Origin of the sequence: Vibrio amylolyticus, from assembly GCF_023145695.1 — a bacterium.
Taxonomy (GTDB): Bacteria; Pseudomonadota; Gammaproteobacteria; order Enterobacterales; family Vibrionaceae; genus Vibrio; species Vibrio amylolyticus.
This window is the reverse complement of the sequence record NZ_JAJHVV010000004.1, coordinates 262095-276516: the sequence shown is the minus strand read 5'-3', so window position 1 is coordinate 276516 and position 14422 is coordinate 262095. Positions and strand designations below refer to the sequence as shown.

Sequence of the window (14422 nt, the reverse complement as noted above, 5' to 3'; positions counted from 1 at the left end):
GTCTTTATGAATATTTTAATGTATACCCGAGCCACATTACCTGTCGTGAATTATGGTGGGACAGAGAGGGTTATTTGGGATCTTGTTTATGCCTTACATTTATTGGGGCATAAAGTAACGCTGCTAGCGGGAAAGGGAACTCAATGTGAATGGGCGAAAGTTGTTGAGTATCAGCCTGATATTCCCCTACAGGCGCAACTACCTAAAGAGATCGATGTTGTTCATTTTCATTCAAACTTTGAAGAGCTAGATGTTCCATATATTTTGACTCAGCATGGAAACTCTGATGGACCGATAAACCCAAACACGGTGTTTGTATCGTCACAACATGCAAGGAATCATGGTGGTGAAGCATATGTATACAATGGATTAAACTGGGATAACTACCTTAAGCCCGATTTAAGGACGGCTCGAGAGCGATTTCACTTTTTAGGTAAAGCAGCATGGCGAGTCAAGAATGTACAGGGTGCTATTAATATCACTAAAAAAGCGGGACAGCAGCTTGATGTACTAGGTGGACACCGATTAAATCTAAAGATGGGCTTTAGACTAACATTGGATAGGCATGTACGCTTTTTAGGCATGGTTGATGATCCAACGAAATCGAAAATAATGACTCAATCGAAGGGGTTGGTATTCCCTGTGACATGGCATGAACCATTTGGCTTAGCACTTACGGAGAGTATGTACTTTGGCTGCCCTGTATTTGGTACACCTTACGGATCTTTGCCTGAACTTGTGCCAGCTAATGTAGGTTTTCTTTCCGCCAAAGAATCTGAATTGGTAGACGCAGTCGCTAATGCGAATCAATATAGTGCTGCTCAGTGCCACGAATATGCAAAAGAGCTTTTTAATGCAGATGTAATGGCTCGCGCTTATTTAGAAAAGTACCAGAAGGTAGTGAGTGGCGTTGTGCTTAATTCATCACTTGGTGATGTAATCTCAGAGTTTAAGCGACTTAAATATTCAAAAGCATAAATAAAAAGAGTTGCGTACGTTCGTATGCAACTCCATAGATTTGCTATCTCGCTGTGTTTTTCAAGCTAGTATCCCACATATGGATCCACACCATCTCGACGAGTTTTGAGTAACTTTAGGATCCACATGTATTGTTCCGGCTTTGGATTTACAAAGTCTTCAACGACTTTATTCATCACTCTGGCATCTAAGAATTCATCACCTGAAAGGTCATCGATAGGGGCTTTAATTTCAATTTCATATTTACCTGTCTCTATATTGTAGCTAGCAAAGGTAGGGACAATTTTTGCTCGGCTAACTTTAGCGAGTTTTCCAAGCCCTGGTAGTGTTGCTTTCTCTGTGCCAAAAAATTCTGAAAATACACTTTGTTCCGGCCCATGATCTTGATCCGGAAGGTAATAGCCTAGGTAGCCATCTTTTACAGACTTAATAAAAGGTTTAATACCTCCACTACGGTCATAGACTCTACCTCCATACTGAACTCTCTGCTTATGCATTAACCAATCAGTAAAAGGGTTTTTTTGGCTATTTGCCATTGCTGAAACTGGTAGGCCGCGTGAGGCGAGTAGAATAGCCGGGATATCGATACACCAGGAATGTGGCACTAGCAAAATTGCACTTTGGTCTTCACTCTGAAGCGTTTGCAAGTGTTCTAAGCCAATAATAACAGAGTTTCTTTCTAGCCACTTTTTACTACGAAGACTTATTGTTGGAAAACCTAACAGGAATGCGCCTGCAGTTGTGAGGCACTTTTCGAGAATTCTTTCTCGTTCTTGTTCACTTTTTTCCGGAAAGCAGAGCGATAAGTTAATGCGAGCTTTCTGTACTGAGCCTTTTTCCTTCTTGCACATTTTTTTTGCAGCAAAACGAGCAACCGAAACACGTGTAGAGTTTGGAAGCAGTGTTAATGGTAAACCGAACAGTAACCCTAACCAAGTTCCCCAGTGCTTTGGTGCAAGAAAGTTGCGTTGAAATGTTGGGTTATATGCTTTTGGATCGTAATCGTTGCGTGTTTTAGTCACAGGGAAACCTTCAGCGGGCATCAGAAATAAAAAAGCCAAGAGCTATAAGATAAACCCTTGGCTACAATTCAGCAAATGACTATTCGTATTAGTTATTTACGATGTTCATATACTCAGCAACACCCTCTGCAACAGACTTGAATTGGTGATGGCAACCTGCAGCGCGAAGTTTAGTTAAGTCAGCTTGAGTAAACTCTTGGTATGCGCCCTTTAAGTGTTCAGGGAATGGAATAGTTTCCACTCTACCTTTACCATGATGTTTAATCACTGCATTAGCAACTTCATTAAAAGATTCAGCATTACCGGTACCTAAATTAAAGATACCAGACTGACCATTTCGTAAGAACTTCAGATTAACCGCTGCCACGTCTCCAACGTAAACGAAATCACGCTTGAAGGTTTCACTACCTGCAAACAGTTTTGGGTTCTCACCGTTGTTCATTTGGTTATTCAGGTGAAATGCAACTGATGCCATAGAGCCTTTATGCTGTTCACGTGGCCCATAAACATTGAAATAGCGAAAGCCAGTAATTTGAGAAAGCGTTTCACCGTGCTTCTCGGCATCTTGCCACAAACGGCGTACATAGTTGTCGAATTGCTGTTTAGAGTAGCCGTAAACGTTGAGTGCGCCTTCATATTGTTTTTCTTCTATGAAAGTGTCAGTCTCACCATAGGTTGCAGCTGAAGATGCGTAAAGAAATGGAATTTCACGTTCTAAGCTATAATGCAAAAGCTCTTTTGAATACTCATAGTTATTGAGCATCATGTACTTGCCATCCCACTCAGTGGTGGCTGAGCATGCCCCTTCATGAAAAATAGCGTCAATAGGCCCAAAGTTTTCACCAGACATCACTTGAACAAGAAAATCATCACGATCCATGTAATCAGTTATATCGAGATCAACAAGGTTTTGAAACTTCTTACCATCCTTAAGATTATCAATCACTAAGATGTCATTAATACCTTGCTCGTTTAGAGTTTTGATAATATTGCTGCCAATCATGCCAGCACCGCCAGTAACGATGATCATAGAATTTCCCTGAGTCAGTGAGATAGTTAGGGCATTATATATTTTTGAACTTAGTCTGAACAGTGATGATTGTTAACTTGAGTTCAGGGAATATTAATTCTAGGGTTTGATTTAATATAGGCAATCAAGTGAGTGTTGAATGTATTTTTTAAGTCTAGATAAACGATATAGCGTCAATTTTCAAAAGTAATGAATATTGACGCTTATGTTTTTGGCCAAGCTATTTTATAGATCTCTCAATTTTGTCAATTACTAAACTTGCTCCGTGGGTTGAAAGGTGATCATCATCAAAATAAAATAATCTCTCACTATCATTTGCATGACAACGTTCATGTGAGCAAAAAAGTTCATCCGGGAATATACGAGTAATAGAGTTACCAGTAATTCTATTAAGAGCTGTAAAGGATTCTTTAGTACGTTCTTGATACACATCATAAGACGTAGATATTATAAGATTATCATAGGCAATTGCTTTATTTATAGGGAGTAAGTGTTGAGATAATTCTTTTTGAACAAGTTGTGAAACATTCCAGCCAACTTCTGGAATAGGGTAGACAAGTACAATTTCGTGCCCTAAAGAAGCCCATGAGGATAATTTATTGACTATGTTATCACTTATCGATAAGTCATTACGAGCTATCATTCCACGATGTGGTTCTATTATTTCTACTCCTCCCTGGGTGTTGTCAAAGGATGTGCCTTGTATATACAAAGGTATTCTAGCTGAAAATATAATAGTTAGCTTATTATTTTCATTATTGTCAATGAATTTTGATATTAACTTAGATTGCTCAGTACAGTATTCATTTTCAAGCTCTTCTCTACCGCTTACACTCATTACATTATCAAAACCTATACATCCATTGTGGGTCATTTGAGTGAAGCCCCATTCATTTCTTTTAGACATTAAGTAGGTGTGTCTGCCGAGAGTTCCAGCATGGCTATCACCTAATAATATTATATTACGACCTTCATTATTAAGTAAAGTACATGATTTTTCAAAAGTTCGAGCATGACACCTTTCACCATCAAGTCTAAATTGACTAATATCATTTAGATGTTTGAATAACTTGGCTGTAGGACCTAGTCGTTCTGGTAATCCATTATTTATCAAAATTAATTTTGAAAATGCAAAACAGCCAGAATATAACAAGACCAAGATTATTAAGCTTTTAATACCTACTTTTCGTTTCCTATACCTAGATTCAACGTGTCTATAGGTTATAGTGGCTAGTGCAATGGAGATGAATAATAAAGTAAAAAACTCTCCCACTTGGAATGTATCTGTCTTTAGTAATCTAAAAAATACAAATACTGGTTGGTGCCATAGATATAATGAAAATGAAATTATACCTACTAATACCATTGGCCTTGAGGAAAATATCCTAGTGGAAAGCTCCCCTTCCTTTGAGAATGTGATAAATAAGCACGTTCCTATTATTGGTATAATGGTGTAAAGCGAAGGGTGGGGTATGTTATGGTCAAAGTAAATAAAACTGTAAATTATTAAAAATAGCCCAACAGATGGGAGTGATTGATAAGATATATTACTTAGTGTTCCATTTTTTGTTTTTATGTTGGCTCGGTCGTAAAACGTAATAATCCCTCCAATAATGAGTTCCCAAGCTCGAGTGAATAAAAAATAAAAAGCCATGTCAGGATTTTTATTGACAATGTAAATTGAAGACTGTAGTGAAACTAGTAGTATTATTACTAGCCAAGGTATTATGTTGTTTGGAGATAGCTTATTTATCCCCCATATTACAAATGGAAATATAAGATAAAACTGCCATTCTACAGATAGGCTCCACGTATGTAATAAAGGTTGATATATACTAGCTGGTGAGGTATAGCTATCCATGCTATAAAAGTAGTGGTTAGAACCAAAATATAAGGAAGACTTAAGAGAGTTTGCAAAATTAATAAGGTCACTAGGAGTTAGGATTAAATATGAAAATAGTGACGTTACTGCTAATACAAAAATAAACGCGGGTACTATACGTTTAGCTCTTCGCCAGTAAAAATCAGGTAATGAGAACGTTCCGTTGCTCATTTGATTTCTCACAATTGCTGTAATCAGGTATCCAGATAAGACAAAGAAAACATCAACGCCAAGATAACCACCCTTGAATATTTCAATATCAAGGATTTGTAAATTAGCGTGGTAGGCTATTACTGCTATTACTGCTAGAGCTCTAAGGCCATCTAGCTCTTTTCTGTATGTCAACATAAAATTAAGTATTAATAAAGATTAGCTTGAGTGTACTGGAAAGAAATATCTAAACAACCATCAATGATAAAAAATGACAACCGCTTGTTAAGTTTTATGGCTTTCAAGGGAACTCGCACATGTTAAAGCTATGAACAAAGTCATAATTCTAGGTATGCCTGTTAGAAACTAATTAAAGAAGTTTTAAGGGTATTGTTTATCCTTTACTTGATTTGTTCAACAACGCCAATAACAACTATCTGGTTGGAGAAACCTACGTATGCTCATAGCGCTGAACAAGCCTAGGTTTGGTATGCTTGATACTCAATGTGTTGTTTAAGAGTTGCTCAGTTTCAGTCGGTAGCTGATATGGTACTGTAAGCTAAGCCCCTAATAAAATCATGCCTTAAGCAGATTATAGTGATGTTTTCAAGTTTCAATTCTGGGGAGAGGGAGTGCATGTTTCTCGCCTCTGATTGTAAATTGTTGTAAAATTTCGGCTTGAATTTTGTAGAATATGGATTTCATTACAATCAGTGGATAGTCAGTGGGAGCTTAAACCTAATGGCGGTAGCGTTTTGAAAGCTAGCAGTTCTTAGATGCGCAGTCTATGAAGTAGTGGGAATCTATGAAAAAGTATTTTAGATCAAATAATTAGAAGTGAGGCTGGATGAAAACAGTAATAACATACGGGACTTTTGATCTCTTTCATGTTGGTCATATTCGCTTGCTAAAACGCTTAAGTGAGCTTGGTGACCGATTAGTTGTCGGGCTATCTTCGGATGAGTTTAATGAGCTCAAAGGGAAAAAATCCTTTTTCTCATATGATGAAAGGGCTGAGATAGTTGCTGCATGTAAGTATGTTGATGAGGTCTTCCCTGAGCACAATTGGGAACAAAAATTAAACGACGTTAAGAAATATAATGCTGACATCTTTGCTATGGGTGATGATTGGGTGGGGAAATTTGATTTCCTAGAGGACTTATGTGAGGTCGCTTACTTACCAAGAACAGAAGATGTTTCAACGACTAAAATAAAATCGACACTATCATCATTGAAAAAAAGTGAATTAGATAAAATTGAAAGCTCTCTTCATGACGTTATTTCTATTGTAAAAACAATGTCTCGAAGCTAAGTCATAATGAAAGGAATTAAGAAGAAATGTTAAATAATAAAACAGTATTAATTACTGGCGGTACAGGCTCATTTGGTAAGCAGTTTATTAAAACTATCCTTGAACGCTACCAAGATGTAAAAAAAATTATAATTTATTCTCGAGATGAGTTGAAACAATTTGAGATAAAGCAAAATTATCCGCAGAAAGATTTCCCTCAACTTCGTTTCTTTATTGGCGATGTACGAGATCAGAATCGTATGATTCAAGCCTGTGAGGGCGTAGATGTCATCATTCACGCTGCTGCAATCAAGCAAGTAGATACTGCTGAGTACAATCCTACAGAATGTATTCGTACAAACGTAGACGGTGCTGAGAATGTTATTCAAGCAGCACTTCAATGTGGCGTTCATGATGTTGTCGCTCTGTCAACCGATAAGGCGTGTGCACCAGTCAACTTGTATGGCGCGACAAAACTTGCGTCTGATAAGTTATTTGCAGCAGCAAATAACATTAAAGGCTCAAAGGACATTCGCTTTAGTGTGGTTCGCTATGGCAATGTGATGGGCTCTCGTGGTTCTGTTATCCCTTTCTTTATGAAAAAGAAAGAAGAAGGCATGTTACCTATCACTCATGAAGAAATGACCCGTTTTAATATTTCGCTACAAGATGGTGTGAACATGGTGATGTACGCACTAGAAAATCACCTTGGTGGGGAAATTTTCATTCCAAAAATCCCGTCATACAAGATTTTAGATATAGCAGAAGCTGTTGCGCCAGGTGTTGAAACTAAAGTCGTTGGTATTCGCCCTGGAGAGAAGCTACACGAAGAGATGATCACTGATAGTGATTCACTTAATACCATTGATTTAGGCCGTTATTATGTGATTTTGCCATCTGTCTCATTTACCTATTCTGAAGAAGAGTTTATGGAGCACCATAAAGCTAAAAAGGTTCCATTTGGTTTCAAATATAATTCTGGTACAAATACGGAGTGGGAAACGATTGAAGGCTTACGAGAGTTGATCGTAGAGCACGTTGACCCTACTTTTACAGTGTGAGAAGTGAGATGATCCCATACGGCAAACAAGAAATTACCCAACAAGATATTGATGGTGTAATAGATGTTTTAAATTCAGACTTTCTGACACAGGGGCCAAAAGTACCTGAGTTTGAAAATTCTTTAACGAAGCATACTGGGGCTGAATATGCTCTAGCGGTGAATAGTGCTACATCCGCGTTGCATATTGCTTGCCTAGCTTTGGGATTGGGTGAAGGTGATTGGCTGTGGACATCCCCAATCACCTTTGTAGCTTCGGCAAACTGTGGGTTGTACTGCGGTGCAAAGGTTGATTTTGTTGATATTGATACAGCGACTTACAACATGTGCCCTAAAAAGCTTGAACAAAAGTTAATTGCAGCGAAGGCTAACGGTACACTGCCAAAGGTGGTTGTACCTGTTCATTTGTGTGGACAACCTTGTGATATGGAATCCATCGCTAAATTGGCGAAAGAGTACGAATTTAAAGTTATAGAAGATGCTTCACATGCTATTGGAGGAAGGTATCTCAACCAACCTATTGGTAACTGTGAATACTCAGACATTACAGTGTTTAGTTTTCACCCGGTGAAGATAGTTACCACTGCTGAAGGTGGTGCTGCATTAACTAATCAAAAAGAACTTGCAGATAAAATGGTGCTACTGCGCAGCCATGGTATCACTCGAGATCCTGAAATGATGAGCGAGACTTCTCATGGTGGTTGGTATTACCAACAGATAGATCTAGGTTTTAATTACCGTATGACAGAGCTTCAGGCTGCGCTAGGTGTTACTCAAATGCAGCGGCTTGAAGAGTTTGTTGCAGCGAGGCATCTTTTATCAAAACGTTACAATGAACTCCTATCAGAGCTACCTATAATTCTTCCTCATCAATTAGAAAATACCTACTCTGGCTTGCATTTGTTTGTTATTCGGTTGAAGCTTGACAAAATATTAATGACTCACAGGCAAGTATTTGACGCACTGCGTGAAAATGGTATTGGAGTTAACTTACATTACATACCTGTACACACACAGCCATATTACCAAAATCTGGGGTTCAAAACGGGTGATTTTCCTGCGGCTGAACGCTATTACAAAGAGGCAATCTCTCTACCTATGTATCATAGCATGAGCAAAAAGCAGCAAGAACAGGTGATAGCGATACTAGAGCGAATTTTGAAATGATAAAGTCAAAAGTTGTAATCTGTATACAAGCAAGAACTAATTCTTCAAGGTTACCAGGTAAAGTTCTATTACCTGTCTGTGGTCTACCCCTTTCAGTGTTAGCAGCAAAAAGAGCAGGGTATCAGTCTTCATATGATACTCGGGTGCTTATATCAGAAGAGAATAGTGACGATTATTTGGCGAGTGTTCTAGAACAACATGGTGTTTTATATTACCGTGGAGACTTAAATAACGTACTTAAAAGGTTTGTAGATGCATTGTCAGCGGAAAATGATCAAACCATTGTAGTTCGTCTAACTGCAGATAATGTATTCCCTGATTCTCGATTTATAGAAAACATCGTCTCTTATTTCGAAAGTAATGAATTTGAGTATGTTTGTGCCAATGGGGATTCATCAGAGCTACCATATGGATTATCTGCAGAGGTGATGCGTGTTCACCACCTTAGAAAAGCCTTAGTTCATGCTAATGATAACTTTGATTTAGAGCACGTGACTCCATATATTCGACGACAATACGGTGAACATTTCTACAAAAGTTTAAACTTGAAGAATTCGTTTTCTAGATTGAGATGCACGGTAGACAATTTAGATGATTATTTGAAGATTACAGATATATTCTCTAGCTGTAGTGATCCTATTGGTGCTTCAGTTGAATGGCTGTGTAATGAGCTTTTAGATAAGTTTCCTATTAAAAAAAGTACAAATAAGTTAGTTCTTGGAACTGCTCAACTTGGTCTTGCATATGGAATAAATAATAAAACTGGTAAACCAGACTCACATAGTGCGTCCAATTTACTATCAACAGCAGCTCGCTTAGGTGTCTATTATATTGATACTGCTAGAACCTATGGAGATAGTGAAAAAGTAATAGGATCATGGTTACAAAAAGGGTGGCAAGGGAGATGTAAAGTAATTACTAAACTTGGTACGCTTGAAGAGTTGAATGAAAGATCAAGTACTAGGCTTGTGAGTGCAGCTGTCGAAGCTTCATTGTCACAGTCTTGTTTATCTTTAGGTTTAAACCGAATTGATGTACTAATGCTTCACAGAACTGAGCATCTCTATCAATTTGATGGTGCGGTGCTTAAAAAACTTAATATATTTAAGAGCATTGGCGTCATTACGAACCTAGGTGTATCTGTCCAAAGCCCTCAAGAATTATTTATAGCGTTACAGCATAAGGATGTTGATTTTATCCAACTACCGTATAATCTTTTTGATCATCGCTGGTCTGAAGCGATAACAAAAATTAGAGAAGAGAAAAAGCATCGAAAGATAACGATTCATGTACGTAGTGTTTTATTGCAAGGGTTATTGGTTTCTGACTGTCCTAAACTTTGGGCTAGAGCTAATGTTGATTTTGATACCTCTAAACAGGCTGTCACTTGGTTAACAAATCAAACTAAAAAATATGGTTATAGTTCTATCTATGAGCTTTGTATTTCCTATGTTAATAGCTTAGATTGGGTTGATGGAATAGTTGTAGGGTGTGAGAACTTGCATCAGATTAAAAGTAATATTGAAGCCATTAATTTAGAATGTAGTAATAGAGAGTATCCTTTGCGAAACTTAACACCTCCCTTTTCACTAAGTGAAAATACACTCAATCCTGCTCTATGGAAGTAATCTAATGCAATACTCCTTTTCATTGAATGAAAAAGTAGCACTCGTTACCGGTGCTACAGGGTACCTGGGTCGTGAGATGTGTATTGGATTAGGGGAGGCAGGAGCTAACATACTAGTTAACTCTCGCTCAGAAGAAAATGCTCAAGCTCTAGTTAGTGAATTGAAGAGTAAAGGCTTGAAAGCGGAGAAAGCAGTATTTGATGTATCAGTAGAGCAAGAAGTAGAGCAGTTCTTTCTTCACTACAGTGGTGATATAAATATCATCGTAAATAACGCTTACGCAGGAAGTGCAGGCACTATCGAAAGTAGTAATGGCCAATTCTATCTTGATGCTTTCGATATTTCAGTGGTATCAGCGCATAACATTCTACAAAAGGCTTTACCAAAACTGAGAGATTCGGTTCGAAGGGTTGGTGATGCCTCTGTTATTAACATTGCTTCTATGTATGGTGTTGTTAGTCCCGACTTACGAATTTATTCATCCCCAAGTGGCTCTAATCCACCGTTTTATGGTGCAGCAAAAGCAGCGCTTATACAGTGGACAAAATACGGAGCATGTGAATTTGGTAAAGAAGGAATCCGCTTTAATTCAATATCTCCGGGGCCATTCCCAAATCCTGAAACTAACAATGTCGATTTCCGTAAGGTATTAGAAAATAGAGTACCTCTTGGGAGAGTTGGGCACTCAGAAGAAGTTAAAGGTCCAGTTGTTTTCCTCGCAAGCTCAGCAAGTTCTTTTGTGAATGGTTCAAACCTTAAAGTAGATGGAGGGTGGACGGCTTGGTAATGAATGTAGTCTTTAGAGTTGACGCGGCTCCTCAGCTAGGTGGGGGGCACTTAAGCCGTTGCTTAACCTTTGCCAGTGCACTGAAAAATAAAGGTGCAAGATGCCTGTTTGTATTACGAGATCACTCTGGCACTTTAGGGGAGTACGTGACGCGTGCTGGTTTTGAATTAATTTTGTTGCCAAGAACACCTGGGTACGAAGTAGATGCAGATTGTTATTCTACTTGGATAGGTTCTCCATGGGATATTGATTCAGAGCAAACTTACAAAGCGATAAATGACATTATTCCTAGTGGAATAGACTGGGTTATTGTCGATCATTATGGGTTGGATGAAAAGTGGGAACGCTATTTTTATACTAAAGGTATAAAAGTTGGAGTAATAGACGATTTGGTGAATAGGCCACATATATCTGATTTTTTGTTAGATCAAACTTGTGGTAGAGGCAAATATGAATACCAAGAACTGGTGCAGCCCGATACAGTTTTATATGTTGGTGAGCAATATTGCCTATTGAGGAAGGAATTCTTTGAGGCTCGCAATAGAGCTATCGAAAAAAGAATGTCATTCCGGAAAACCCAAAAGTTATTAGTTAGTTTTGGAAGTACAGATCCTAAAGGGCATACATTATTAGCTTTGGAAGGTTTGAGCTACTTTGCAACTTCTCGTGATGTTGAAGTAGTCATTTTGATCGGTAGCGCATGTCCACATTTGGATAAGATTGAGCATTTAGCTGAGCTGTTAAATTATAAAGTGACAATACATGTCGATTGTGACCGAGTGGCGGAGTTAATAGTAGACTCTGATCTGGCAATTGGTGCTGCAGGAAGCAGCACTTGGGAGCGTTGCTTCTTAGGTCTCCCTACTTTACTGGTAAAAACAGCAGATAACCAGACAGATGTCGTGAACAAAGTTATTTCATCAGGTGCCTCAGTAGGTTATTTCCAACCTCTAGAGGATGAACAAGCTTTAGGTTCAGCATTAATTGAACTGGAAACAAGGTATGTTGAAGTGTCTGGTTTAGCTTTAAGTCTGAATATTGGTAACAATGTTGAAGTGGTTACTTCAACATTGTTAGGAGAATAACCGCGTTATGAGAAGTGTAATAATTACAGGATGTACTAGTGGATTAGGGAAGGCCTTTCATGACCGTGCAATAACTGTAGAGTCTACAGGTACACAATATGTGTTTATAGGACGAGCTCTTGAACGGGTAACTAAAAGTGAAAGCCATGTCTATTGTGAAATAAATCTATCGCAAAATAGTCAAGTTGATTGGGATTCGGTATATCACTCAGGATTACCAGAAACACTTACATTTATATCTAATGCTGGTGTCATCCAGCCTCTTGGACCTATAACCCATGAAAACAATAAGCTATTTAGAGAAGCGATTAATGTAAACTTGACTTCGCCAGTTGAGTTGATATCTAGCCTTATCTTATGGGCTGAGAAATATAATATCGCCGTTAAGATCATTAACGTTTCAAGTGGTGCAGCATTAAGGCCAATAGCCGGCTGGGGCGCCTATTGCATGGCAAAATCAGGGTTTAGAATGTTCTTGGATGTACTCTCTAAGGAGAATGAACATGTAAGTGTCACTCATTTTGACCCAGGCGTAATTAATACTCATATGCAGCAAAGTATCCGGGCTACAAGTTCACAGAACGTCCCGTCAGTGGAGAGTTTTAGAGAGCTTGCCAAGAACGGTAAATTAAGGTCTCCAGAAGATGTTGCAATCGAACTGGCTGAAATATGTGATTTACTTTCATGAAAATCGCTATTTTGTCAGATATACACGGAAACTTACCTGCGCTAGATGTTGTACTGAGCGATATAGCAAAGAGTAAATGTGAGCATATTTTTATATTAGGTGATTTAGTCGGCTATTATCACTGGCCTCAGGAGGTAGTGCAGGAGGTTATGGCACTCTCCAATTGTACGGTAATCAAAGGAAACCATGAAGATCTGCTGTTGCGAGCTCTTCATGATCAAAAGTTTGCTATTCAATGTTTTGAAAAATATGGGAGTGGCCTTAACGTTTGTATTGAAAGCCTCTCACCGGATCAAATAAAATGGATTCATGATCTACCTGTATCTAAGAAGGTTACTCTTGATGGTATTAAGTTTGCCCTGTTCCATGGAAGCGAAAAAGAAGTCAATGAGTATATTTACCCTGATACCTCCAAAGAACGAATCGATGATATTGAGACTGATATAGAAGATTATATTTTTTATGGACACACACATTATCCGGTAGTTTTTAACCGTGAACGTTGTGTTATTGCAAATCCAGGTTCCGTAGGCCAACCAAGAGATGTAGGTTCTCTTGCCAGCTATTTAATACTAAACACCAAAAATAGAGCTTTGATTCAAAGACGATTACCATTTGATAGCGATATTGTTAGTAAAAAATCATTGGAAAATGATCCAGAATATAGCTATTTAGTTGAGATTCTTAAGAGAAACAATCCGTATGTATAAAATTAATAACAAAGTGAAAACTGTCTTAGTGAGTGGCGGAGGTGGCGATATCGGTATTGCCATTGGCCGAATTCTAAAAGAATGTGAAATCACGAAAGTAGTAGGCTGCGATGTAGAAAGAGGACACGCAGGTGAATGCGTATTTGATGATTTTCGCAGAGCCCCACTTGCTAGCGAAAGTGGGTATTTTGACTTCCTAAAACAAATATTTGAGGAATTTAGTGTAGACTTATTTATCCCCTCAAGTGAAGCAGAGATTAAAGCTACAATAGATTTTGGATTGATAAATGGTCAGTTGTTTGGCGTCGAAGTTTTAATAACTAATCAGGAAACTGCATTGGTCGCATTGGACAAATTAAAAACCGCCGAGATCCTCAAAACAATAGGAGTTAGATCCCCTTGGACGGAGTTAGCATTAAAAATGCCCAGAGAGTTGCCATGCATTTTTAAACCAAAATCAGGGCAAGGTAGCAAAGGATTAAGGGTTGTTCATTCTGAAGCTGAGGCTAAGGATTTACTTGGAAACAAAGATTATATCTGGCAAGAACTGCTACTACCAGATGAACAAGAATTTACCTGTGGTGTATTTCGCCATAGTAGCGGTGTGACACGAAGTATTGTCATGAGAAGAACTTTAAGTGGTGGTTTTACGGATAAGGGTGAAGTGGTTGAAAACTCGGAAATAGACTCATATATATTTGAAATAGCGAAGAAGTTAAATATTTTTGGGGCGGTAAATTTTCAATTACGTCTTACGTCATGTGGGCCAGTTTTGTTTGAAATCAACCCGAGATTATCTAGTACGGTAATGTTTAGACATAAGCTAGGCTTTCGAGACCTTATATGGGCAATAGAAGATAGGTTTAATTTACCATTAGATATCTATGTCGCTCCAAAAGCTGGTACAAAATTTTATCGTGGAATTCAAGAGTACATAAAGTAGA

Annotated in this window: 13 protein-coding genes; 10 read left to right on the top strand and 3 right to left on the bottom strand. The window is 38.3% G+C overall.

The window, feature by feature from the left end; genetic code table 11:
• The first annotated feature begins 18 nt into the window (after window positions 1-18).
• The gene (locus KP803_RS08240; protein WP_345791552.1) at window positions 19-978 is read left to right on the top strand and encodes a glycosyltransferase; all 960 of its coding nucleotides are present in this window, start codon (window positions 19-21) and stop codon (window positions 976-978) included.
• Between the two features lie 65 nt (window positions 979-1043).
• Here the strand turns inward: KP803_RS08240 and lpxM are convergent, their stop codons facing one another.
• The 3 genes from lpxM to KP803_RS08225 all read right to left on the bottom strand — a co-directional run bounded on the left by lpxM (window position 1044) and on the right by KP803_RS08225 (window position 5260).
• Entirely contained in the window at window positions 1044-2000 is a 957-nt protein-coding gene (gene lpxM, locus KP803_RS08235; RefSeq protein WP_248008351.1) for a lauroyl-Kdo(2)-lipid IV(A) myristoyltransferase, read from the bottom strand.
• 88 nt (window positions 2001-2088) lie between these two features.
• Entirely contained in the window at window positions 2089-3030 is a 942-nt protein-coding gene (rfaD, locus tag KP803_RS08230) for an ADP-glyceromanno-heptose 6-epimerase (RefSeq protein WP_248008350.1), read from the bottom strand.
• 220 nt (window positions 3031-3250) lie between these two features.
• Complete coding sequence (locus KP803_RS08225; protein ID WP_248008349.1) at window positions 3251-5260, bottom strand: acyltransferase family protein; 2010 nt, start codon at window positions 5258-5260, stop codon at window positions 3251-3253.
• 649 nt (window positions 5261-5909) lie between these two features.
• Between KP803_RS08225 and tagD the strand changes: the two genes are divergently transcribed.
• Genes tagD through KP803_RS08180 form a run of 9 tightly spaced genes read left to right on the top strand, consistent with a single transcriptional unit; the run spans window position 5910 to window position 14421 of the window.
• Window positions 5910-6374: a glycerol-3-phosphate cytidylyltransferase gene (gene tagD / locus KP803_RS08220; protein WP_248008348.1), complete on the top strand. Its 465-nt coding sequence runs from the start codon at window positions 5910-5912 to the stop codon at window positions 6372-6374.
• A gap of 26 nt (window positions 6375-6400) precedes the next feature.
• Window positions 6401-7414: a UDP-N-acetylglucosamine 4,6-dehydratase (inverting) gene (pseB, locus tag KP803_RS08215; RefSeq protein WP_248008347.1), complete on the top strand. Its 1014-nt coding sequence runs from the start codon at window positions 6401-6403 to the stop codon at window positions 7412-7414.
• An 8-nt stretch (window positions 7415-7422) separates the two neighbouring features.
• The gene (pseC, locus tag KP803_RS08210) at window positions 7423-8580 is read left to right on the top strand and encodes a UDP-4-amino-4,6-dideoxy-N-acetyl-beta-L-altrosamine transaminase (protein ID WP_282437219.1); all 1158 of its coding nucleotides are present in this window, start codon (window positions 7423-7425) and stop codon (window positions 8578-8580) included.
• Window positions 8577-10208, top strand: coding sequence for an aldo/keto reductase (locus KP803_RS08205; RefSeq protein WP_248008345.1), 1632 nt, complete (start codon window positions 8577-8579; stop codon window positions 10206-10208). The genes pseC and KP803_RS08205 overlap by 4 nt, the downstream gene beginning before the upstream one ends.
• 4 nt (window positions 10209-10212) lie before the next feature.
• Complete coding sequence (locus KP803_RS08200) at window positions 10213-10995, top strand: SDR family NAD(P)-dependent oxidoreductase (protein ID WP_248008344.1); 783 nt, start codon at window positions 10213-10215, stop codon at window positions 10993-10995.
• Window positions 10995-12080 (top strand): UDP-2,4-diacetamido-2,4,6-trideoxy-beta-L-altropyranose hydrolase, encoded by a 1086-nt coding sequence (pseG, locus tag KP803_RS08195; RefSeq protein ID WP_248008343.1) that lies wholly within the window; start codon window positions 10995-10997, stop codon window positions 12078-12080. The genes KP803_RS08200 and pseG overlap by 1 nt, the downstream gene beginning before the upstream one ends.
• Window positions 12081-12087: 7 nt before the next feature.
• Window positions 12088-12768, top strand: a complete 681-nt coding sequence (locus KP803_RS08190; RefSeq protein ID WP_248008342.1) for an SDR family NAD(P)-dependent oxidoreductase — start codon at window positions 12088-12090, stop codon at window positions 12766-12768.
• On the top strand, window positions 12765-13478 hold the full coding sequence (locus tag KP803_RS08185) for a metallophosphoesterase family protein (RefSeq protein ID WP_248008341.1): 714 nt from the start codon (window positions 12765-12767) through the stop codon (window positions 13476-13478). Before KP803_RS08190 ends, KP803_RS08185 begins: the two co-directional genes overlap by 4 nt.
• Window positions 13471-14421: an ATP-grasp domain-containing protein gene (locus KP803_RS08180; protein ID WP_248008340.1), complete on the top strand. Its 951-nt coding sequence runs from the start codon at window positions 13471-13473 to the stop codon at window positions 14419-14421. The genes KP803_RS08185 and KP803_RS08180 overlap by 8 nt, the downstream gene beginning before the upstream one ends.
• Window position 14422: the final 1 nt, after the last annotated feature.

What these genes read in the sequence shown, in the direction of transcription:
- KP803_RS08225 (WP_248008349.1), bottom strand. Translation starts at nt 5,260, where the DNA reads ATGTTGACATACAGAAAAGAGCTAGATGGCCTTAGAGCTCTAGCAGTA.
- KP803_RS08185 (WP_248008341.1), top strand. Translation starts at nt 12,765, where the DNA reads ATGAAAATCGCTATTTTGTCAGATATACACGGAAACTTACCTGCGCTA.
- pseC (WP_282437219.1), top strand. Translation starts at nt 7,423, where the DNA reads ATGATCCCATACGGCAAACAAGAAATTACCCAACAAGATATTGATGGT.
- KP803_RS08190 (WP_248008342.1), top strand. Translation starts at nt 12,088, where the DNA reads ATGAGAAGTGTAATAATTACAGGATGTACTAGTGGATTAGGGAAGGCC.
- pseG (WP_248008343.1), top strand. Translation starts at nt 10,995, where the DNA reads ATGAATGTAGTCTTTAGAGTTGACGCGGCTCCTCAGCTAGGTGGGGGG.
- KP803_RS08240 (WP_345791552.1), top strand. Translation starts at nt 19, where the DNA reads ATGTATACCCGAGCCACATTACCTGTCGTGAATTATGGTGGGACAGAG.
- KP803_RS08205 (WP_248008345.1), top strand. Translation starts at nt 8,577, where the DNA reads ATGATAAAGTCAAAAGTTGTAATCTGTATACAAGCAAGAACTAATTCT.
- rfaD (WP_248008350.1), bottom strand. Translation starts at nt 3,030, where the DNA reads ATGATCATCGTTACTGGCGGTGCTGGCATGATTGGCAGCAATATTATC.
- tagD (WP_248008348.1), top strand. Translation starts at nt 5,910, where the DNA reads ATGAAAACAGTAATAACATACGGGACTTTTGATCTCTTTCATGTTGGT.
- KP803_RS08200 (WP_248008344.1), top strand. Translation starts at nt 10,213, where the DNA reads ATGCAATACTCCTTTTCATTGAATGAAAAAGTAGCACTCGTTACCGGT.
- KP803_RS08180 (WP_248008340.1), top strand. Translation starts at nt 13,471, where the DNA reads ATGTATAAAATTAATAACAAAGTGAAAACTGTCTTAGTGAGTGGCGGA.
- pseB (WP_248008347.1), top strand. Translation starts at nt 6,401, where the DNA reads ATGTTAAATAATAAAACAGTATTAATTACTGGCGGTACAGGCTCATTT.